This is a genomic window from Empedobacter sp. UBA5987, from assembly GCF_002429865.1.
In the GTDB taxonomy this organism is placed as follows: domain Bacteria; phylum Bacteroidota; class Bacteroidia; order Flavobacteriales; family Weeksellaceae; genus Empedobacter; species Empedobacter falsenii_B.
Window position 1 is genome coordinate 1 of sequence record NZ_DJBB01000017.1, and the last position, 22,806, is coordinate 22,806.

At 31.7% G+C, this 22,806-nt stretch carries 20 protein-coding genes; 4 read left to right on the top strand and 16 right to left on the bottom strand.

From position 1 onward, the window contains the following. Positions 1–41: 41 nt before the first annotated feature. A complete protein-coding gene (locus B3J26_RS03175; RefSeq protein WP_291073213.1) occupies positions 42–812 on the bottom strand; it encodes a hypothetical protein in 771 nt (256 codons plus the stop codon). 442 nt (positions 813–1,254) lie between these two features. Between B3J26_RS03175 and B3J26_RS03180 the strand changes: the two genes are divergently transcribed. Together B3J26_RS03180 and B3J26_RS03185 are read left to right on the top strand one after the other, a co-directional pair. Continuing rightward, positions 1,255–2,043 carry a tyrosine-type recombinase/integrase gene (locus B3J26_RS03180; protein WP_371875729.1) on the top strand — a complete coding sequence of 263 codons (789 nt, stop codon included), beginning with the start codon at positions 1,255–1,257 and terminating at the stop codon, positions 2,041–2,043. Continuing rightward, positions 2,022–3,119 carry an IS91 family transposase gene (locus B3J26_RS03185; protein ID WP_038335828.1) on the top strand — a complete coding sequence of 366 codons (1,098 nt, stop codon included), beginning with the start codon at positions 2,022–2,024 and terminating at the stop codon, positions 3,117–3,119. The genes B3J26_RS03180 and B3J26_RS03185 overlap by 22 nt, the downstream gene beginning before the upstream one ends. Before the next feature lie 236 nt (positions 3,120–3,355). Here the strand turns inward: B3J26_RS03185 and B3J26_RS03190 are convergent, their stop codons facing one another. The 15 genes from B3J26_RS03190 to B3J26_RS03260 form a co-directional block, all read right to left on the bottom strand. Continuing rightward, positions 3,356–3,757 (bottom strand): OsmC family protein, encoded by a 402-nt coding sequence (locus tag B3J26_RS03190; RefSeq protein WP_291073216.1) that lies wholly within the window; start codon positions 3,755–3,757, stop codon positions 3,356–3,358. 3 nt (positions 3,758–3,760) lie between these two features. Beyond that, positions 3,761–4,480: a hypothetical protein gene (locus B3J26_RS03195; protein WP_291073217.1), complete on the bottom strand. Its 720-nt coding sequence runs from the start codon at positions 4,478–4,480 to the stop codon at positions 3,761–3,763. Positions 4,481–4,521: 41 nt separating this feature from the next. Then, positions 4,522–5,493 (bottom strand): peptide-methionine (S)-S-oxide reductase MsrA, encoded by a 972-nt coding sequence (gene msrA, locus B3J26_RS03200; protein ID WP_291073218.1) that lies wholly within the window; start codon positions 5,491–5,493, stop codon positions 4,522–4,524. A 7-nt stretch (positions 5,494–5,500) separates the two neighbouring features. Next, entirely contained in the window at positions 5,501–5,995 is a 495-nt protein-coding gene (locus B3J26_RS03205; RefSeq protein WP_291073220.1) for a peroxiredoxin family protein, read from the bottom strand. 1,087 nt (positions 5,996–7,082) lie between these two features. Further along, positions 7,083–7,778 (bottom strand): hypothetical protein, encoded by a 696-nt coding sequence (locus B3J26_RS03210; RefSeq protein ID WP_115000071.1) that lies wholly within the window; start codon positions 7,776–7,778, stop codon positions 7,083–7,085. Positions 7,779–8,086: 308 nt separating this feature from the next. Next, the gene (locus B3J26_RS03215; protein WP_291073222.1) at positions 8,087–11,191 is read right to left on the bottom strand and encodes an efflux RND transporter permease subunit; all 3,105 of its coding nucleotides are present in this window, start codon (positions 11,189–11,191) and stop codon (positions 8,087–8,089) included. A 3-nt stretch (positions 11,192–11,194) separates the two neighbouring features. Next, the gene (locus B3J26_RS03220) at positions 11,195–12,286 is read right to left on the bottom strand and encodes an efflux RND transporter periplasmic adaptor subunit (RefSeq protein WP_291073224.1); all 1,092 of its coding nucleotides are present in this window, start codon (positions 12,284–12,286) and stop codon (positions 11,195–11,197) included. A 4-nt stretch (positions 12,287–12,290) separates the two neighbouring features. Next, a complete protein-coding gene (locus B3J26_RS03225) occupies positions 12,291–13,541 on the bottom strand; it encodes a TolC family protein (RefSeq protein ID WP_280045735.1) in 1,251 nt (416 codons plus the stop codon). Positions 13,542–13,613: 72 nt separating this feature from the next. Beyond that, on the bottom strand, positions 13,614–14,951 hold the full coding sequence (locus B3J26_RS03230) for a sensor histidine kinase (protein ID WP_244958027.1): 1,338 nt from the start codon (positions 14,949–14,951) through the stop codon (positions 13,614–13,616). A gap of 3 nt (positions 14,952–14,954) precedes the next feature. Beyond that, positions 14,955–15,632 carry a response regulator transcription factor gene (locus B3J26_RS03235; RefSeq protein WP_180906310.1) on the bottom strand — a complete coding sequence of 226 codons (678 nt, stop codon included), beginning with the start codon at positions 15,630–15,632 and terminating at the stop codon, positions 14,955–14,957. A 144-nt stretch (positions 15,633–15,776) separates the two neighbouring features. Further along, positions 15,777–16,604, bottom strand: coding sequence for a 5'-nucleotidase, lipoprotein e(P4) family (locus B3J26_RS03240; RefSeq protein ID WP_291073226.1), 828 nt, complete (start codon positions 16,602–16,604; stop codon positions 15,777–15,779). A 56-nt stretch (positions 16,605–16,660) separates the two neighbouring features. After that, positions 16,661–17,212, bottom strand: a complete 552-nt coding sequence (locus tag B3J26_RS03245; protein ID WP_219035068.1) for a hypothetical protein — start codon at positions 17,210–17,212, stop codon at positions 16,661–16,663. 58 nt (positions 17,213–17,270) lie between these two features. Further along, positions 17,271–17,477, bottom strand: coding sequence for a hypothetical protein (locus B3J26_RS03250; protein WP_125350324.1), 207 nt, complete (start codon positions 17,475–17,477; stop codon positions 17,271–17,273). A gap of 237 nt (positions 17,478–17,714) precedes the next feature. Then, positions 17,715–18,263: an acyl-CoA thioesterase gene (locus B3J26_RS03255; RefSeq protein ID WP_291073234.1), complete on the bottom strand. Its 549-nt coding sequence runs from the start codon at positions 18,261–18,263 to the stop codon at positions 17,715–17,717. A 23-nt stretch (positions 18,264–18,286) separates the two neighbouring features. Further along, positions 18,287–19,789, bottom strand: coding sequence for a GH3 family domain-containing protein (locus B3J26_RS03260; RefSeq protein WP_291073227.1), 1,503 nt, complete (start codon positions 19,787–19,789; stop codon positions 18,287–18,289). Between the two features lie 349 nt (positions 19,790–20,138). Between B3J26_RS03260 and B3J26_RS03265 the strand changes: the two genes are divergently transcribed. Further along, positions 20,139–22,385, top strand: coding sequence for a tetratricopeptide repeat protein (locus B3J26_RS03265; RefSeq protein WP_291073229.1), 2,247 nt, complete (start codon positions 20,139–20,141; stop codon positions 22,383–22,385). A 201-nt stretch (positions 22,386–22,586) separates the two neighbouring features. Next, the coding region (locus tag B3J26_RS03270; protein WP_291073231.1) for a helix-turn-helix domain-containing protein at positions 22,587–22,806 on the top strand (220 nt) is incomplete at its 3' end.

Consider the following 22,806-nt stretch of genomic DNA (forward strand, 5'->3'; position numbering starts at 1 on the left):
TTGGAGTTGTGCAACAGTTACCAATGTTAGGCGACGTTTTTTTATATATTAGAATCAATAATAATTTTCCATATTCCATTCACATCTTTTTCCCAAACAAGAATATATTTTCCATTATAACTTCCTGCACATTGTCCAATTTCAAATACCAAATTTTTATTCACTGGTTTTACAATTAATGGCTCTAACTTTAAGTGATAATTTTTGTTATCCATATAACTGTATTCCTTTATTAATTTTTCTGTCCCTTTTATTATTGGTTTGTGGTTATAATAGATACTGTTTTTGCTATAAAGCTCTCTAACCAAATTGTTAGAATTATTCTGATTACAAAGCTCTATCCATAATTTACGTCTTTCGTTTATTTTTGTAGTGTCAATAACTTTTGAATTTAAATTACTTTCTTTAGTAAATTCAAACTCTCTAATTATTTTATCATTTTCTATTTTCCAAATCACTAATTCTATAAAATTTTTTCGTTTGTTAGTTTTATAATTAACAATTTCGTAATTTATTTTCCTTTTGTTGCTAGCTTCGGAGCTAAATAGTGATTCAATAGATATTATTTTCTCTTTTTTAGTTTTATAGTAATTTGCAATTCCATTAGAACTTTCGATAAAATTATCAGGCGAAATAATTTTAACTGATTTTGAATCATACAGATTTTTAATCGTGTTAGAATCATGAGTATTTATTCCATCTATCCAATTTAATAGATGTTTGGGAACACCTTTTTCTTGATTTATATTTTGTGATTTACATCCTAAAATGATGAGAAAAATGATTTGAACTATAATAACTTTTGATTTCATCGGATAGTTTTAAAATGTCGCCTAACGGAAAAAGTATTGGCGAAGTGCGGGCTTAATTTGAACGAATGTTCAAGTTCAGACCAAACGAAGCCGATGCTATTCCACTATTTGTAAACTTACAAAAAATACTAATATAGACAGCTTTTGGAGGTAAGAAAGCAATAAACTTATATTCAAACAAAAAACCAGCATTTTAGCATGCCGATGTTGAACTAAACCTCCAGTAGCTTTCGCTGCGATGATTTCGTACCTTAGTATATTAATATTAAACAATTGATACTATGGTAACTAAAAAAAATCTCCGGAGGAATTAAGAGCGAACAAATACATTAATCGCGCTTGTAGTGAAATTACGGGTTTTTCTGAACTTCTGCAACGTTTTCAGCGAAATATTTCCATTTTAGGCAGAAGCCAGCGTACTTTCGAGAATTATTCTCGGCATGTGGCGGCAATGGCGTTGCATTTTGGAATTCTTCCTACGGAATTACATCCCGAGCAGGTTAAAGATTACTTATTTGAACTGCAGCAACGTTCTTTAAGTCCTTCGCAATCATACTTTAAACATACGGTTTACGGACTTCGATTTCTTTTAAAAACAGAGAATCTTCCTTACGATTATCTTCATTTACCATCGATTCCAAAAGAGAAAAAGCTTCCTGTTGTTTTAAGTCGAGAAGAGATTTGGAAGATGCTTCAAAGTGCAGAACTGCTAAAACATCGTGTTTTAATTGGCTTGATTTACGGCTGTGGTTTACGCTGTATGGAAGTTCGGAACATAGAATTAAAGCATTTAGATTTCGATCGAAAACAACTTCATATCGTTCAAAGTAAAGGAAAAAAAGATCGATATGTTCCTTTATCTGATCATTTGATACGGGGAATAAAAAGATATATTTCAGCCGAACATCCCACTACTTTTTTATTTACAGGAAACACGAAAGATGCCAAGGGTTTTGATTCTCGTTACAGTCAACGCGGTGTTCAATGGGCAGTTCAATCTATCAGTAAAAAAGCAGGTATTTTAAAAGATGTGCACACGCATACTTTGCGCCATAGCTATGCCACGCATTTATTAGAAGATGGCGTAAATATCCTTCAAGTTCAGAAATTGATGGGGCATGAACGGGTGGAGACCACTATGGAATATTTACATGTTTGCCAATTGGAGCAACAAAAAGTACACAGTCCACTTGATACCGTTTTTGCTTTATGCAGCCGCAGTGGGAAGTAGCCCATGTATTGCAAAAAGTAGATTTATCCAACCAAAACTTTACCGTTCATCAAGAGAAAACGTTAAGGGCATTAACGTTGTGCAGAACTTCAGCGTTGGGCGGTCATGTAGATGCTTGCGATGCTTGCGGAAACATCAGTATTAGTTACAACAGCTGCCGCAATCGGCATTGTCCAAAATGTCAGGGACACAAACGCGAAGAATGGATACAGGCACGCGCGCAAGATTTGTTGCCTTGTTCGTATTATCATTTGGTTTTTACTTTGCCCGATACGCTTAACGGTTTAACGATCTCACATCCGCAAATTATTTATCGCTTGTTGTTTGAATCTGTGTGGGCTAGTTTATCTCAATTTGGCAAAACCGAAGGTTTGCAATTGGGCATGATTGCTATTTTACATACCTGGGGCCAAAATTTAAGTTTGCATCCGCATCTGCATTGCATTGTTCCAGGCGGCGGAATTGATAATAATGGCAAGTGGAGACGAAAAATAAAAACCGATAAATACTTGTTTGCAGTAAAAGCATTAAGTAAGGTTTTTCGAGCCAAATATGTAGCGTTGTTACGCAAAGAAAAGCTTGCCGAGGGGCACATCTTAGAAAGTTTGTTTGAAAAGCATTGGGTTGTTTATGCCAAACGGTCATTTGGCGGCCCAAAACAAGTGATTGAGTATCTGGGTAGATATACCCACAAGGTAGCCATTAGCAACCATCGCATTACAAATGTAACCCATCAAGAAGTTACTATCAATTATAAAGATTATAGAGACGGAAGTGAAACCAAGCAACTCACATTAAAAAACGAAGAATTCGCCCGCCGTTTTAGCTTGCATGTTTTACCAAAACGATTTGTTCGCATACGGCACTACGGAATTTTAAGCAGCAGTTGGAAACGTGGCAAACTACAGCAGTTACAAGAAGAATTACACGTTGCGCGAGCATTAGTAGAGCCTAAAACACAACATCGAAAATGTTATTGTTGTAAAGTGGGGAATCTGGTTACGTTGCACGTTTTTGGACAAAGAGGTCCGCCAGAAAAGTATCTTATCGGAAACAAACTTGCTTCTGTGAATTAACTTTTACGGGTAAGGGAATTTGTGTTTAAAGCACAAAAAAACAGCCAAAACGCATGAAGAAATACAACTTCAACCACAAAAAAAACAGTAATCCTAAAATTACTGCTTGTATATCTTAAAGCCACATTTCGAAAACCCCATAATACATAAAGCTACTCCGGTTCCGTTCAACGGGCTTTCATCTCTAGCCCTCCGGGCAAGACGAAAGCTTAGTTATTAGTGGCAGTGCCTATAAATCAAAGCATTATTGGCAATATATCCCATTCTCCATTTAGTAAGCGGTGTATATAACAGCGGTCAGCCTGTTTTATCAACTCATCTTTTTGTTCTTCAGTAAGGTTACCTTCTATATTCATTTTTATTTGGATAGTGGTTTTTAGTCCACCTTCTCCTCGTGCTACTTCCTGTACAAGTTCGGCTGTTACATTGCCAACTTCCCAATTATTCTTTCGGGCAATGAAGCGTACTGTGCCAACTTTACACATCGCTAATCCACTTAATATTAATTCAGAAGGTGCCAGCCCCAAGTCAGTTCCTTTGCTTGCGATAGGTTCGTCACCAATAATAGTGTGCTTACCATTAGTAATAATACTTTGGTAGCCTTCTTCAATGTTTTTAATTTTGATTACTGTTGCCATTTTTTATATAAATTTAGATTCTAGAAATTTAATTTTTTCAAATATTACAGGTGGATAATATGAGTGGGCTTCTGCACAAATAGTGCATTTTCCAGTTTTAATATTAATATCGTCATCAAGGTCTTGATAAGGAAAAATATTGAATAATAATTCGTGTTGCAAAAGAGTTCTATAAAATAAAATATGTTGTGATTTTGAAGAAATAGTATCAATGCGATTGAATAATTCTTCTGCACTTTTCAAAATACTCAATAATTCTCTCACACCATCATACATAAGCACATCGTCTGTACTATGAATATCTACTTTCATTTGTTCCAAATCATTTAAAAAGCATTTTATGGCTCTTCGTCCATACAAAAGTTGCTTTCTGTCTTCATTTGAAAATTCGTAACTGAAATTTTTAAACGTATCCTGAAAAAATGAATAGAAAACCTGTATTTGTTCAATGTTATGCTGCTCTTGCTCTTTTTGGTTGTCTTGTTCTATTTGATTTTGAACAATTGTGTTAGCTGAAAGTTGTGCTTTCAAAGCTAAATATAAGAGTATGGAGCCTATAAGTTGAGAAATAGGGTTGGTAATACCTCCGATAGCATCTCCAACAACACCATAGCTTCCTATACCCGTTTTATCGAGTATTGGAAGTAATAATGGGAATAAAAATGTAAAAACAACTCCAAATATGAGTAGCCATTTTGCATTTTTATCAAGATTATTTTCCATTCTTTATTTTATTCTTAAAAAGATTCATTAAAGTTTGCTCATCATCTTTTTAATTTGTCCTTATACATTTTTTTCAACTTATCTAGTTTTGGATTTATTACTGCAGTACAATATCCAGCTTCGCTATTGCGATTGTAATAATCTTGGTGATTTGCTTCCGCCTTATAAAAATGTTCAAACATTTTTACCTCTGTTACTATCATATCATCGTAGGCAGATTGAACCTCTTCTATTGTTTTTAATGCTTGTATTTTTTCTTCTTCGGTTCTGTAAAAAATAATGCTACGGTATTGTGTTCCTCTATCAGCACCTTGTTTATTTATAGTCGTAGGATTGTGAGTAGTTAAATGGATTTTCACTAAATCTTCAAAGCTAATTTCAGAAGGTAAATAAGTAATTTCAATTACTTCCGCATGACCCGTAGTTCCAGAACAAACTTCTCTATAAGTAGGATTGATAATTTCGCCACCACTATAACCACTCTCTACATTCACAACTCCTTTTAATTGTTGAAACATAGCTTCTGTACACCAAAAGCAACCACCCCCAAATGTAATTTTTCTCTCATCAGATTTTACTTTATTCAAGGCAACAGCATTTATGCAAAACCGTAATCCACTTGGCATAGGACCATCTTGGAATACATGTCCCAAATGTGCATCGCAAGTACTACAAGTTGCCTCAATTCTGTACATACCATGAGAAACATCTTTGATATAATTGATTACATTCTCTTTTATTGGTTGTGTAAAGCTTGGCCACCCTGTGCCACTTTGAAATTTTTCTTCGCTGTCAAAAAGCATAGTATTACAACAAATACAAGCATATTTGCCTGGCTCAAATAAATTACACATTTCGGAGCTGTGAGCTCTTTCTGTTCCTTTTTTACGAGTTACGTAAAATTGTTCTTCGGTAAGAAGAGATTTCCATTCTTCTTCCGATTTTTCTATTCTTTCGTCTGGTTTAAGATTGCCGTTATTTGCTAATCTTATTACATCTATCCATTTTTGCATATAAAACTTATTTAATTGTTTGTAAAAATTCAATTGCTTTTTCAGTATTCAAATGAAAATCATTGAATACCACTTCTCCTTTTTGGTTTATAAATATGAACCAAGGCGTTCCTCCTGTTCTGTAATGATACATTACGCTAGAAACATTCTGTGTATTTTCGTTTCCTTCATCTTGCCCAAAAGGAATTTCTAGTTTATACTGCCTTTGTGTTTCTTTCAACTTTTCAAAAGTATTTTGACTTTTCCCTTCAAAGACTGTTTGAATAGCAAAGAATCTAATAGATTCTTTATTTTTCAATGCTGAAACCATCTGTTGTAAAGAAGGCAAGCCAATTTTATGGCAACCTGGACACCAACTTTGGAAGCAATACAATACAATAAATTTCCCTCTGTAATTTGAAAGTTGTATAGGTTCTGTATCTATGCCATAAGAATCTACCCATTTAAATCTTTCCAGTTCTGGAGCGAAAAGTCCTTCAATGCCGTATTTTTGATTATTCATTTTTCATTTTGTTTATAAGTAATTTAAACACAGATTTAGTATATCTAACGTATTCATTAGTTTTTAAGTCAAATCCTATCCATTTATAGTGGTTTCCGTATGGACATAATGGAGCATTAACTTCTTGTCCATCTCGTAATTCGTATCGATTTGGGTCATTGTTATATTCTATTCTACTTATCTTTTTTAATTCAATTTTCATTATTCATTGCGTTGTGTTGGCATTGCCACTAACATTGTTTTTTCACGAAACTGATCTAGCTTTTGTTTCGTAAAAAATCACCTATATCTGCATTTCGTAAAATTAGAAGCAAATATAATTATTTTTTTGTAAATAAGATATTTATAAAAACAATATTCATGTATCACGAAATAATTTAATGTAGAATGTAATAATGAATGTATGGATAGCGAAACAAAGTATTCTTGCATCATTTTATTTTTACAATTTCAATTTCCTCCCACTTTTGTTCGTGTTTTCTTCGACCGTTCTTCGACGAGAATGCCGTTTTTCCGAAGATTCGTCGAACAATGGTCGAACAATGGTCGAACAAGACCAAAATTGACCAAAAATTCAACTTCTCTCTAGCTCTTATAAATAGGAGGTTAGCGAGGTTTTTATTTTGTTATATTACTATTATTGTGTAAAAAGCAACTGGACAAAAGTGGACAAATGCGGGCAGAGCAGGGCAAATGCGGGCACAAAATTGTGTTTTTGTAAATGGTGTTGTTTCTGTTGCTAACTTTATGAATATTAACAATAAAAACTTGCAATTATGGCAGAAATTAAAAAAGGAATCCTTGGTGGATTCTCAGGAAAAGTAGGAACTGTAGTAGGCGTTAATTAAAGTGATTTTTCGGTACAATGCTCTGATTAACGGCGTAGAAGAGTGAAGAAAAATTGTATCGAAAATAGAATTTTATAAATGTTGTTCAAATTTATTTTAACCACATAGAAACATAGTTTTAGCAATGATGACTTGTAAAGATTAGTTGAAAATACGAATAGGTAAACAACTAATTTCAACGCAAAATCATTTGGTTTTATGTTTCTATGTGGTTATTTTTGAAGAATATATCATAGCTACTATCTTTCTGTCTTTGATTTGAACCAATAATATTCATTATCCTCAAGTAAATATTTTGCTTGTTCTGCATTTTCATTTTTACTTCGTTTAATTTTTTTAATTATTGGTTTTATTTCTTCTTTATAATTTTCAAGTGTTAATCCAGCACAATCTGTTTTGCCAAAACGTAAATATCTTAATGCAAGACTCTGTCTTTGTTCGTCAATACTTGAAAGTGCTTCTTTAATTGCATTAAGACGTGTCCAACCATTTTTATTTTTATCCCACCACTTTAAAACTCTGTCAGCAAGCATTAGTCGATAAATTATAAGTTGTTCTCTTGGAGTTTTATCTTTAAAGTCAATATCGTGACTACCAGTTTGTAAATACGAAGTATAATCTTGTTTATGCAAACTCATTAACTTATCTTCATTAATTGTCAAGTCACGATAACCAAAATTCTGAAATGTTATTTCTTCTAATAACCAAGCGGCTCTAACAGAAATCCAATCAATGTCATAATTTACAATCCAACCATGTCCGTAAAATTTTTCTGCTCCTGGATAAATTAGGTCAGCAGTATTATTAAGCTTTACGAATGAAGTATCTTTAAGCAATTCAATAAGTTCAGGAATAGCATCTTTTTGATAGTTCACAATACTATCTTTAACTTTATAAATAGCACTAAAATCAGAATGTTTTAATTCAGCTATCATACCGTCCAATCGTTTCTGTGAAAAGCTTACAGTAAAAGTCAAAAGTAATATTATCGTTATGTAATGTTTCATAAAACTGCTAGTAACATTATTTTTTAAGAAATCAAGTTTTGTGATGTTTCGTATCATTATACTCAAATATAATTATTTTAGTGAATAGATTTACAGTCTTGATTTTTTTGTTTCCACTATTACACAACTCTTGCACACTTTGTATCATGAATAAATAAAAACACCTAACAAAAAAGAGGTTTCTACCATTTGGTAAAAACCCCTTTTCAATAATAATAAATAAAAAGAACAATAAATTATTTCAGGAACTTATTTTCATATTCTTTTCTATATGCATAATAAAATACAACTGGAAGAATTGTAAAGGATAAGATTAAACAAATAATTAATCCTCCTACAATCATAATTGCCAAAGGCTTTTGAATTTCTGATCCCATTCCGGTAGAAAGTGCTGCTGGTAATAATCCCATCGATCCCATTAAGGCTATCATCACAATTGAACGAATTCTACTTTTCACACCTTCGCTAATTGCTGTTTTCAAAGATTTTTTTCGAAGCAATTCTTTCATCACCGCAATTAAAATAATTCCATTAATCGTATTTACCCCGAATAAAATAATCAATCCAATTCCTGCTGAAATCCCGAAAATTGTTCCTGTTATCCATAGTGATAAAAATCCACCAATAAAGGCAAACGGAATCGTGATAGCTGCAATCGCCGTATCTTTCATATTTCCGAAGTTGCTGTAAAGCAGTAATAAAATCAAAACTAAAGAAATAGGAATTACCGTCATTAATTGTTTCGAAGCACGCTCTTTACTTTCAAATTCACCCGCCCATTCCATATAATTTTCTTTCGGTAACTTCACTTCTTTTTCCACCACTTTCTTAGCTTCGTCAATCGTACTACCCAAATCGCGTCCTTCAATACTAAATCCAACACCGATATAACGGCTATTTCCTTCGCGATAAATAAAAGCTGGTCCTGTTTGATAATCTATAGTTGCGATTTCTTGCAACGGCACATTGGCACCATTACTTGTTGGAATTAAAATATTTCCAATTTTCTCAGGAGTATCTCTATAAGCTTCTTGAAAACGAAGAATAACATCAAACTGTCGATCATTTTCATAAAACTTAGTAGCTGCTTGTCCACCAATTGTCATTTCAATTACTGCCTGAACATCCGCTGTACTAATACCATATTTCGCCATTTTTGAATCACTCAATTCTATTCTAAGTTCAGGTAATCCAATATTTTTGTAAACATTGATATCCGTTATTCCATTTACTTTTTCGATAGATGAAGCTACCTTATTTGCATATTTTTCTAAATCATACAAATCATCACCAAAAATCTTAATAACTAATGAACTTTTTACACCTGCTACATATTCTTCAACATTATCTTGAATGGGTTGCGAAAATCCAAATACAATTCCAGGATAATGATTCAGTTTATCTCGCATCTCTTGAATAATCTCTTCTTTTGAAACCTTGCGCTTCCAATCTTTTTTATCTTTTAATTGAATATTAAATTCAATATTGAAGAATCCTGTTGGATCGGTTCCATCATTCGGACGACCTGTTTGTGTTAAAATAAAATCAATTTCATCACAATCTTTCTGCATCAACTGTTTCATTTCTTTTGTTAATCGAGTTGATTCTTGTAAATTGACACTATTTGGTAAAGTTGCACGAATGTAAATTGCTCCTTCATTCAATTTCGGAAGAAATTCTGATCCATAATGCGAGAACTTAAACAAACAAAGAGCTAAAATCCCTAAAAAGATTCCTATTGTTGCTTTTTTATAACGAAATGCAGTTTCATATAATCCGAAAATAGTTTTCTGAAAAAATCGAGTAATAAAGTTCTCTTTCTCCTCCATATTTTTCTTAAAAAGCAACTTACACATTGCCGGAACATAAGTTAGACTTAATATTAAAGATCCTAATAATGCGTATCCTAATGTAAATGCTAAAGGAGAGAACATTTTACCTTCCACTTTTTGGAATGAAAATATCGGTAATAAAGCAACAATAAGAATAAGTAAAGCAAAGAAAATATAAGAAGCCACACTTCCTGCACTTTTCTTTATAACGCCCATTTTACTCATTTTCGCGAAACGTTCTGCTCCTACTTTATGTTGCATGGTTGCTAAAGCAACAAAAACGGTCTCGACGATGACCAATGTTCCTTCTAACAACAAACCAAAATCTAAAGCACCCATCGAGATTAAATTGGCAGGAAGCCCTTGAATTTTCAGCATTATAATCGCAAACAAAAACGAAAGCGGAATAACCGAAGCTACAATAAATGTTGATTTCCAATTATATAAAAAAACAAAAACAATTAATGAAACTAATAAAATACCTTCAATAATATTTTTAGAAACCGTATGTACTGTATTATCCACCAATTTGGTACGATCTACAACTGTTTCAATTTTTACATTATCTGGTAAAGTTCTTGTGTTTAATTCTTCAATCTTCGCTTTCAGATTTCCAATGACTTCGGATGGATTTTCACCACGTAACATCACTACAATTCCTTCTACCATATCATCGTGCTTGTTGTAACCAACTTGCCCCAAACGCGGTTTATTTGAAACAACAACATCTGCAACATTTTTGATAAGAATTGGTGTAGAACCATTCAGTTTCACCGTAATATTCCCAATATCTTCTATCTTATCCAACAAACCTACCCCACGAACCACATAAGCTTGATCTCCTTGTTGAATAACATCTCCACCAACATTTATATTTGATTTAGAAACCGCTTCATAAACATCTAAAGGCGATAAATCATAATTCTTTAATTCTGTTGGATTAATTTTAATTTCATACGTTTTTTCTTCTCCACCAAAACTTACAACATCTGCAACTCCTGATACAGAAAGCAATTCACGTTCAATTACCCAATCTTGTATCGCTGTAACTTCCTTGATCGGTAAATCACTTTTGATCACATAACGAAAAATCTCTCCCGTAGCACCAGAAGGTGGTTCAATATCTGCATCGGCTCCTTCTGGTAAATCAACTCCACTTAATTTATTAGACACATATTGTTGTGCATAAAAATCATCTACTCCATCTTCAAACTGAACAGTAACAACAGATAACCCGAAAAGAGAAATAGAACGAATATTTGACTTATGCGGAATACTATTCATTACTTTTGAAACTGGTAGAGTCACCAATTTTTCCATTTCCTCAGCACTTCTTCCTGGCCATTGTGTTATAATACGAGCTCTAGTATTCGTTACATCTGGAAATGCTTCTATTGGTGTATGTTTTAAAGAAAATATACCTGCAAAGAGTAATGCAAATACAGCAAATAAAACAAAGGTTGTATTTCGTAACGAAAAAGTTACGACTGATTGTACTAACTTTTTCATTTATTATTTATTTAATTCCTCAAATATCATTAGAGCGTTTCGAGAAATAACTTTCTCATTTGGTGCAAACTTTTCGCTAACAAATGTGTATTCCTCATTCTGACCAATCGTCGTAATTTTTCGGATTTCCATTGTACAATCATTTTTATATACCACCACATATTCCTTGTTGTTCTCAAAAACTTTGGCTTTGTTTGGTATTGCAAATGCATTTCCAACAATATTTTGTTTATCGATAATAATATCTGCACTCAAACCTGGCATCAAGTTCAAATCTTGATTTTCCAACACAACACGCGCTTTCAACACGTGTTCATTTTCATCAAACACATTGTATATTTTATCAATTTTTCCAACATAAATTCGATCAGGATACGCCATAGATTTCACTTTTACAGCATCACCTTTTTTTACATATTGCAGATTATTTGCGTAAATATTTACCATTACCCAAACCTGTTTTAGATTTGAAATAGAGAAAAGATTTTCATCTGAATCAGAAGTAATAGATTGACCAACGCTCATGTTTTTCTGAACGATATAACCATTTTTAGGTGATAAAATCTGGAATTGACCATTGCCAACTGCACGATACATTTTTAAGGTTGCATTGATTTTATCAATCTCAATTTGCGCTGATTGTAATTCGTGTTCTGCTTCAGTTACTTCGGGCTGAGAAGCCATTCCATCATTCAACAATTCTTTTTTCGACTTGATTTGTTTTCGAATCAAATCCATTTGATTTAGATGATAACGCTTTTGCTGTACCAAATCCAGCACTTCGTTCGATTTTACAACTGCCAAAACTTGACCTTGACGCACATAATCGCCTAATTCAAAGTTCACTTTATCTACCACACCTTGTAGCAAACTTATAAAGCCAACTAAATCATTTTCGTTATATTCAATTTTTCCTGATAAGGTTAATTGTTCGTGAATTGGTTGCTGCAAAACTGGCACAATTTCAGTTGATTTTTTCAATTGTTCGTTCAAACAAAATTTGTTTTCTTTTACCGCTTCTTTCTTGGTTTCTTGCTTGTTACAACTACTTAAAATCAAGGTAAAAGCAGCTAAAAAATAAAAAGTTTTTTTCATCATCTTATAAATCTTGTCCAACGATATAATTTAGTTCTTCGAATGTGTTTTGATAATTTTCCAATAAATCCAAATAAGCTTTTTGAGATTCGCGATAAGCCTGCGTAAAATCAATAAATTCTAATAAAGTGATTTGTTTATTTTGGAGATGTTTTTTATAATTGTCAATCATAGTTAATTGCTCTTGATTGTTCAATTTTTTCCATTGAATAAGTGCTTTATCCAATTGACTAATTTGATTTTGAAGTCGATCAATCGAAATATCTAATTCAGAATTCAAGGCATTTTTGGTGATTTGTTGTTGATTCAGTACAATTTCAGAAGCTTTGATGTTTCCTTTATTCGTATTAAAAATCGGTAAATCAATGCTTACTCCAACACCAACAAAATCGCGCATAATATTTCCACCTCGATCATAATTTACTTGAAAAGCCAAATCTGGTGTACGTTGTGCTTTTTCTAAAATCAATTGTTTTTCAGCTAAATTGATTTCATTCTCTTGTTTTTTTAACGCTATATTTTGCTCTTTCGCTAATTGTTTAGCATTAAATGGAATTGATTTGGAGTGAGAATTGAATCTTGAAAAATCGATTTCATTTACATTTAAATCTGAGTTTTGCGTTAACAATCGAAGTTTATTGATGTATTCAATTTCTTGATTTTCTAGCTCAATTTGATCTTTTTGTAAACCAATTAATTCGGTTTGAAGTCTGTAAAAATCTGCTTTTGGAACATTTTTTAAATCTGCTTGTCGCTGATATTGCGTCATCATTTGTTCAAACAAATCAACGCTATTTTGCAATTCTTTCTTTTCAGATTGAATACGCGCCAACGAAAAATATGTTTGTCTTAATTCCTTTTTCAGCTCACGCAACAATTCCTCATACTCAAAAAGTGCCGAATTCTTCTCTAATTCTTTAATCGCAACACGCTTTTTTCGTTTACCAGCGGTTTCAATTAATTGCTCTAATTCGACAGAAATTTGTTGATTTTTCCCGTATTTACCGAATAAATAAGGCTGTTCTTCTACATTATAAGTTTTCCAAAGATTAACCTCAGAAATACTCAACGTTGGATTTTGCCATAATTTCTCCTGAATAATTTCAGCATCAATTCTGTCTACATTGAATTTATTCGCAATAAGCGCATAATTTTTTTGTAAAAACGCGGCTTCTAAATTGTCCAACGTTACATTCTGCGCCTGTGTTTGTATCGCAAGAACAATTGGAATTACTGTATAATAGATCTTCTTCACTTCTACTCTTTTTGAAAATTCAAAAGTAAAAGTGTAAGATTAAGGTGAGTTTTAAGTTAGATTAAAAGTAGATTAGAAAATGAGTTTAACAATCGTTCCTTTAGGTTTATTCGGAACAATTTCTATATCAATTTGATGAAGTGTAAGAATAATATTCGCCATCGAAAGCCCAATACCTTTTCCTTGAAAATCTTGCGTGTTTTTTCCTCGAAAAAAGTTTTGTTTAATTTGTTTGATATCAGTTTCTAAAATACCAATTCCTAAATCGGAAATATGAATTTGCAAACGATGATTAATTTCTAAAAACTGTACTAAAATCGGTTGATTGTTCGAATATTTTATTGCATTACTTACTAAATTATTCAACGCAACTTCTAGTAATTTTTCGTTTCCTTGAATGGTTAACAATTGATTATTTTCGACTTGTAAATCCACATTTATACGTGCTTGATGATACAAAATAGCATTTTCAATCACTTGCCAAACTACTTCATCAATTCGAATTTGATTAAATTCAAAACTCGTTTTTGCACCCGAAAGCAACATCATTTGGTCTAACGTTTCTTGCAAATCATTGGTATATTGTTTCAGTTGTACAATCACGTTTTCGTATTCTTCGAGCGTTCTTTTTTTATGATTCGTTACTTCTAAAGTTCCTAATAATGCAGTAATTGGCGTTCGTAATTCGTGCGAAACATAATCGATAAAATTCTTTTGTACATTAAAAGTTTGCGCCATTCGATCAATAAAATGATTGTAGGTTTTGATTAAATCCTCAATCTCTGCATACGACTTATTGAGCTTTAAAGGTTCAGTAAAATTCTTCGCATCACGCTCTTTTATTTGTTCAATAATTTTTGTAATCGGCTCATAAGCAATCACTCCTAAAAAATTAGAAAATAGATAAATAAAGATCAACCCAACCAATGAAACCGAAATCAAAATTTGAAGTAACGATTCCATTTGTTCATTAAATTCTTGTTTAGATTCACGCGTGATTACCACAAAATCACCTTCGTTATCATGATAAAAAATTCCGTTATAAAAGAAATCTTTACTTGTAAAAAAATCGGATTTATTGGCACGAATACTTTCTATAAAATTGGTTGAAATATCATTGTTTGAAGACATATTTCCATTGTACTTTTTGTTGTTATGATCAACAATTAAAATATTTTTTCGAGAAATCGTCTTCTCTAATTGACTTTTGATATTATTATGTTCTAAAACAGGTAATTCGTCCTTTTCTAAATAATAAATAGAAGCCAAAAGTGTCTTATTCTGCAATGACTTGATCTCTTTTTTCTCCATTTCGGTATAAAAAGAAAAGTAAATAATTGTAGAAACAATCAGAATAATGATACTGAAAATAACGACTGAATAAAGCGCTAATCGGTGTTTTAATTTCATAATTTAGGCTTTAAACATATAACCAACGCCTTTTACCGTGTGAATATATTTCGTCCCGTTTTTCTCGATTTTGTTGCGCAAATACGAAATGTAAACATCCACTACATTTGTGTGATTATCGAATGTTATTCCCCAAACGGCGTTTAAAATTTGGATACGAGTAACGGTTTTATCTATATTTTCGATTAAATAATTCAACAACTTAAATTCACGAGGAGAAAGTTCTGTTTCTTCTTTATTGACAAAAACTTTATATTGATCCAAATCGATTTCTAAGTCATCAAAAATCAATTTATTTTCAGGAACTTCTTGCGAACGAAACTGATTTCGACGCGTTAAAGCCTTGATGCGCGATAATAATTCGTCGAAATGAAACGGTTTTGTAATGTAATCATCTGCGCCATAATCCAAAGCCGAAACTTTATTTTGAACCGTATTCAACGCACTTAACATCAAAATTGGAGTGAATATTTTTTTGTAACGAAGTGTTTGCACAAGCTGAATCCCATCCATTTTTGGTAACATAATATCGCAAATAATCAAATCAAACTGAATCGTAAGAAATTCATCTAAAACCGTTTCGGCATCTTTACAAAGCGTAACCAAATGTCCATTTTCTTCTAATCCTTTGATTAAAAAATCGCTAATTCGCTTATCATCTTCGATTACTAAAATTTGCATATACTTTCCATTTTTCCAAAATTAATGAAATTGATCAAGATGAGATGAATATAGCAAATTTTCTAATTGGATTTTAATTTTTACAATTTTAGAAAAACAAAAAAAACTGTCCGATTAAGACAGTTTTCATTGTTAATTTATTCTTTATTTCACAGGAGTTTCTCTCGCTGCTTCGTATATAATCGAATCTCTTTGCTCTTGAGTCAAATCATATTTGTAATCAAATATTGCAGATTCCCAATCTCCATATCCAACATTCGGCAATACAATAAATCGTTTTCCAAATTCAGATTTTAAAGTTTCTACAGCTGCCGCTCTTTCTTTTTCAGATTTATGATTATCAAATAAAGAAGAAAAATCTGTTAAACTATCTCCTAACAATAAAACAATGTCATAATCTTTCGAAATATTTTGACGACGTGCTTCTTTGCTACTTTCTTTACTTCTCAAAATCAAATTCTGAGCACTTTGAATTGGATAATTGTATTTTTCTAAATTTGCCAAAGTTCCAGGACGCTCTACTTCGTATCGATTTGTAACGTAAAAAATCTGAACACCTTTACTCGCTGCATACTGAAAAAACTCTTGAGAACCAGCCAAAGGAGTTGCAATTCCTTTCGACGTCCAATTTGCCCAAGTTTCTTGCGACCACGTTTTTCCTTGACGCGCCATTTCTACTGCATAGTACGAATTATCCAAAAAAGTTTCGTCAATATCCGTTACAATCGCTAAAGGTTTTGCGCCTTTTGTCGCAATTGCTTCATCCAATGTCATTTTAGCAACATTATAAGCTTGCTGGCTTAAGGCTTGATATTCAGCAGCACGTTGTTGAAAAAATGCAGCATAAATTTTACCATCAACTTGCAAACTTTTTTGCTGAACTGGTTGTTGTTCAGTAACTATTTTTGGTGTTTGACAAGCTGTTAATCCAAAAAGCATCAAGCTTCCAAGCATCAATTGTATATGTTTCATATCTCTAAATTCTGAAATGCAAAATTAAGCCTTACAATTCAAATCAAAAAATCAGATTACTGAATGTATTTAATCGATTCGAAAGTTGTTTGATGAAAATAGTTTTTGAACTGATGATGTTCTCCATTAATTTCTATATCAATTTCCAGATAATCGTTTTGATTAAAATGAATTAAATCTGTTTCGAAAAAATAAATATTTCGGATAACGTGAGAATCAGGTAAAATGGTATTTTTCAATAAAATATCATTTGTCCCCATTGCCAATTCTCCATAAAATGTAACATCAGCTTTGATTTTTTTTTGAGAAAAATTTGAATAAAAATCAGCTTCAACGATATTTATACGAACTGTTTTTTCGGTATTATTTTGAATAGAAATTAAGAATTCTAATGTATTTTTTTTCTTTGTTACCGAATCTATTTTTACTTGAAATTCTGAAATTTGTTGATTAGAATCATCAATCAAATCATCATTTTTTTCAATTTTTAAAAACGATATTTTTGGTTCTTCTTCTTTCGGAAGTGGTTTTTCAATTGGAACTGTTTTTAATTTTTTGTAAATAACAAACAGCACTAACAATACAAGTAAAATGAATAAATATTTCATTTTACAAATTTAGAAATTAAATCGTTTTTCTGATTTCGAAAAAATGATTTGTTTCGTTTTAGACAATTTTTTTTCTGAAACGAAAAGCACAAAAAGCTAAAACAAATACACTTCCTGCTACAGCAAAACTAATAGGATTTGAAGATTTAGAGCTATTTTCAGTAAAATTTGTTTGTATTAATTGACTATTTAAACCAGAAGATTGAGCAAATGAAATAGTTGTACTTGCAATGAATAGTAATAAAAATTTGAAGAGAGTTTTCATAATAATGAATTAAATAAAAAGTTTGGTTTTGATATTAAGAATCGATAAAACAAATACAATGCCTAATTTTCTTAAAATTAAATAATTTGCAATTTAGTAATGCCACTCAAATTCAATAATCAATTTTTTGGAGCATAACAATTAGGAGATAAAATATAAACTATTTATCAAAACCCTATAAACAAAATAACTCAATTCATTTTCAGAATTGAGTTATTTATTAATGATGTAAAAACTTTAATCTAGTTCTATTTTCACGAAATGATTGTCCAATAAATGATCAATTAAATCTTGCGATTTATAATCAATCGGATCTTTTATTTGTTCTTTTGCTTTTGTATGTTCTTCAATTCGATGCAAAGCTTTATAAAAGCGTCGAACTTCATTCAAATTCTTCAAAATTAATTTTGGAGCTTCAGCTTTTTCTCCATTTTCTTCTTTGCAAATCATCGTAAAATAAGACGAATTACAATGTTTAATTTCGCCCGTTTGGATGTTTTGACTTTCTACTCGAATTCCTACAACGATTGACGTTCTTCCTACATAGTTAACCGATGCTTTTAGGGTTAATAATTCTCCTACTTCTACTGGCGTTAAGAAATCTACTCTATCCACAGATGCTGTTACACAGTACTTTCCAGAGTATTTGGAAGCACATGCAAATGCAATTTGATCGAGTAGAGAAAGAATGAATCCACCATGAATTTTTCCACTAAAATTGGAATGTGATGGAAGCATTAATTGCGAAAAAGTTACCAATGAACTTTTTACCGTTTTGTAAATCATTTTATCTATTGTTCTGTGTGTGTTCAATTTGTAGTAATTAAGTTTAGACTGTAAAATTCATCTGCAATTTCGCGGTTATTAGACAAACGAGGAACTTTATTTTGTCCACCCAATTTCCCTATCGATTTCATATAATGCTGAAAACCTTCTGTTTTAACCTCAGAAACAACAAGTGGACGCAAAATATTTCCCGTAATCAAATCATCATAATATGTATTTTGACGACGCATTTGTGCATCCAATTCTTGATTAAAAATTGTTAAATTCTCAGGTTTTTTATCAAACTCGATTAACCATTCATGATGAGGCAAACCTTCTGCTGGATTAACTTGAGGCGCAACTGTAAACTCATTTACACTCGCTGGATGTTTTTCTAAAGTTTTTTGTAACGCCTGCTCCACTTCGTGACCAATTACATGTTCTCCAAAAGCAGATGTATAATGTTTAATTCGACCAGAAACAACAATTCTATAAGGTTTTATCGAAGTAAAACGAACTGTGTCACCAATATTATATCCCCACAAACCTGCGTTTGTATTGAGAATTAGAACATAATCTTTTCCTACTTCAACATCTTTCAAGGAAATTCGGGTTGGATTTTCATCAAAAAATTCATCAACTGGAACAAATTCATAAAAAATTCCATTGTTCAATAAAAGCAATAAATCATCACTTGTTTGTGAATCTTGATATGCAATAAACCCTTCTGAAGCAGGATAAGTCTGAATACAATCTATTTTTCGACCAATTAATTGATTCACTTTATCGCGATATGGTTCATAATTTACACCTCCTGTTACCATTAATTGTAAATTCTTAAAAATCGACTGAACGTTTTCTTTTCCAGAAACTTTAATCAATCGTTCAAAATACATAATCAACCAAGGCGGAATCCCAGAAATCAGCGTCATATCAGCTTTCACCGTTTCATCCACTACTCTATCCACTTTCGTTTCCCAATCTTCAATCACATTTGTTTCATAAGACGGCAAACGATTTTTTTGTAAATAATTTGGAACAAAATGCGCACTAATTCCAGAAAGTCGACCAACTTTCAATCCGTTTATATCTTCGAGAATTGGACTTCCTTGTAAGAAAATCATTTTTCCGTCAACAAAATTAGAATTCTTTGTTTCATTAATATAAAACAATAAAGCATTTCGAGCAGAATTTATATGCGAAGGAACGGATTCTTTTGTAAGCGGAATATATTTTGCACCAGAAGTAGTTCCAGAAGTTTTAGCTAAATAAAGAGGTTTTCCAGGCCATAGAATATTAAGTTTCCCTTCAATTACCTCATCAAAATAATGTTTCAACCCTTCGTAATCGTTGATTGGAACTTGCGATTTGAAATCTTCATAATTTTTGATTGATTCAAAATGATGATCAACTCCAAACTTTGTATTTTTTGCAGCAATAATCAATTCATTTAGAATTTTGTCTTGTGTTTCTAGCGGATGATTTATCCACTTTTGTTCTTTGTTGACAATGTATTTTGCAAAAATTTTCGCTAAAAAAGCTTTCATGCTGTTCCTTTAAAACATTATTATTGGTCGAATTTAAACGAATATTCTAAATAATTTAACAACAATTGCAATGATTTTTCTTAGTCAAATCACTAATTACATTAAAGCTAAAACGTTAGCTATCATTTTATAATCATCCCGTAAAAAGTCGCTTCTCTATTATTTCTATTCCACATAAAATTATCTTATTTTTTCGAGGGATACAAGATTTTTTCTAATCGAACGTTTTATTGTAGATTTGTTTTTATTCGCTATCATGAAAAAGATTGTAATGAGTATCTTCGCCGCAAGTTTTTTAATCGGCTGTTCTACGCAAAAAAATAGTTTCAAAAACCGACAATATCACAAGATGACATCGTGGTTTAATGGAGTATTCAATGCTGAGGATGAGTTAGAAAAAAAGAACACAGAACTGCAAACGAATTATGTAGAAAATTACTCGAAGATTTTACCTGTTGGAATAGAATATTTTTCTGTTTCAGATTCTACCAATGTAGGTGGATTTAATAAATCCAATTTTGGTATTGGAGGTGGAAATCGAAATAATCAAGATAAAGTAGAAAAACCTGTAGGATTTGCTGCTGTAGAGGCAAAAGCTTCAAAAGCTATCGAAAAACATTCAATGTTAATCAAAGGAAAAGAAAATAATCCTTTGATGGGACGCGCTTATTTATTGATTGGAAAATCATTATTTTATCAAAAAAAATACTTTGAAGCACTTGATGCTTTAAACTATGTTGTCAAAAATTTCAAAGATTCTAAATATGCTCAAGAAGCGCATGTTTACAAAACTGTTGCCGAAATAAAAGGTGGAAATTACTTTGATGGAATCGAAACTTTACAAAAACTTTACGAAAACGATCCATATAAAAGTAAAGAATTAAAAACAATGATTGCGCGAACGTATGCTCAATTTTTGATTGATCAAAAAAAGTACGAAGAAGCGCTTGATCCATTACAAAAAGCCGAATATTTTTCTACAAATAAAGATGAACGCGTTCGTATATTTTATACGTTAGGACAAGTTTTTTCTAAATTAGGAAAACAACAAGAGGCTGGTGAAGCTTTCACGCAAGTTTATAAAATGAAGCCTGGATTTGATATGGAAATCAAATCACAGTTGGCGATTGCTGCTAATTTTGATCCAAAAATTAATAATTACGGAAATTACAAGCAAAACTTGTTGGACATCTCGAATAAAGGAATTTATGCATCGAAGAAAAACGAGTTATACTACGGAATTTCTGAAATGGCTTTTCGAGCTGACAAAATGGATGATGCTGTAGAATATGCAAAATTGAGTTTGAAAGAACCAATGTCGGATCCTTATATTCGTGGGCGTGCTTTCGAAAATTATGGTGATATAAAGTTCAAGCAAAACGATTATGTTTATGCTTCGGCTTATTATGATTCGGCACAAACGAGTTATAATTTACCAGAAGATCAAACGCGTATTCAGAAACGAAATGATGTTTTGAAAAAATTGATGGAGAAACATTATTTAGTTCAGAAAAATGATTCAATTCTAAAACTTGCTGCACTTCCAAAAGAAGATCAATCAAAATTCTTTACAGATTATATCGAAAAATTAAAGAAAAAAGAAGAAAAGCAAGCCATAGAAGAGCAAAAAGAAATGGAAACTTTTCAGTTAGAAAATAAAACGGCAAGTTTCACGACGAGTTTTAACAATGCTGATAAAGGAAAATTTTATTTCTATAATCAAAATTTAAAATCAACTGGACAGCAAGAATTCCAACGTATTTGGGGAGGAATTTCCTTAAAAGATAATTGGAGAAATTCGAATGCAATAAGTACTGCAATTGAGGATAAACAGAATGAATTGACAGGGCAAATTGCTGCTGGTGATCCAAGACGTTTTGAACTTGATTATTATTTAGATCAAATTCCAACTTCTCAAAAAGCTCTGAATGACTTGAAAGTTGTAAGAGATACAACGCAATTGTCTTTAGGGACTGGATATTTTGATATTTTCAATAACGCTGAGTTAGCTGGAAAAGAGTTGAAAGCGTTGGTTGCTTCTCCTCCAAAATCTGATGATGTGTTATTAAAAGCAACTTATCAATTGTATCGTATTTATAAAAATCGTGATCAAAAATTAGAAGATGAATACAAAAATATCATTCTAACAAAATATCCAAATACGATTTATGCAGGTTATATTCTTAATCCAGAAGTTGAATACATCACTGCTGAAACAAAAGAAGCTTTAGAAGCCTACAAAGTTGCATACACGTTGTATCAAGATAAAAAATATGATGACGTAAAGAAAAAAGTACAAGAAGCAATTGTGAAATTTCCTACTGAAATTATCATTGCTAAATTTGCTTTATTAAATGCTTATGCGATCAAACAAACTGGAAAAGATAGCGATTTTGAGCAAGCTTTAGAAATTGTAATTACGGCTTATGACGGAACCGAAGAAGCTAAGCAAGCAAAACGTTTGTTGGATAAATTGCGTAATCCTAAGAAAAATGTAGAGGAACCTGAAGCTACATCTCCTAAAGCTCCAAAACAACTGGAAAGAAATGAAAATTTTAATAATGAAGAAAATACAAAACGTAGAACAGTAAAATAATATAAAAAAAGAGTTAATCTAAGATTAACTCTTTTTTTATATTAATACTTATTTATTCTAATAATCATCTAAATCATTTTTCTTAAAAAACGGGATTCTTAGTAGATTGAGAATTCCAGATTTGTTCACGGTATTCTTGTGTGTGGGTACGTCATATCCTCGTAGACTAAATTAGTAAAAAACTAATATAGCCTTATGATTATGAAAAAGACAAAAGAAATAGCAGCTTATTTAACTTATATTAAAAAATTACAAGTTCTAAAATATGCTAAAGAATATGGAAATAACACTATAGCTTATAAATTTTATGGTGTTAAAAAGAGTACATTTTACAAATGGAAAAAAGCATATGAAGAACATGGAGAAGAAGGTTTACTCAGAAAGAAACCAACTCCTCGCACTTTTCCTAACCAAATTAAGC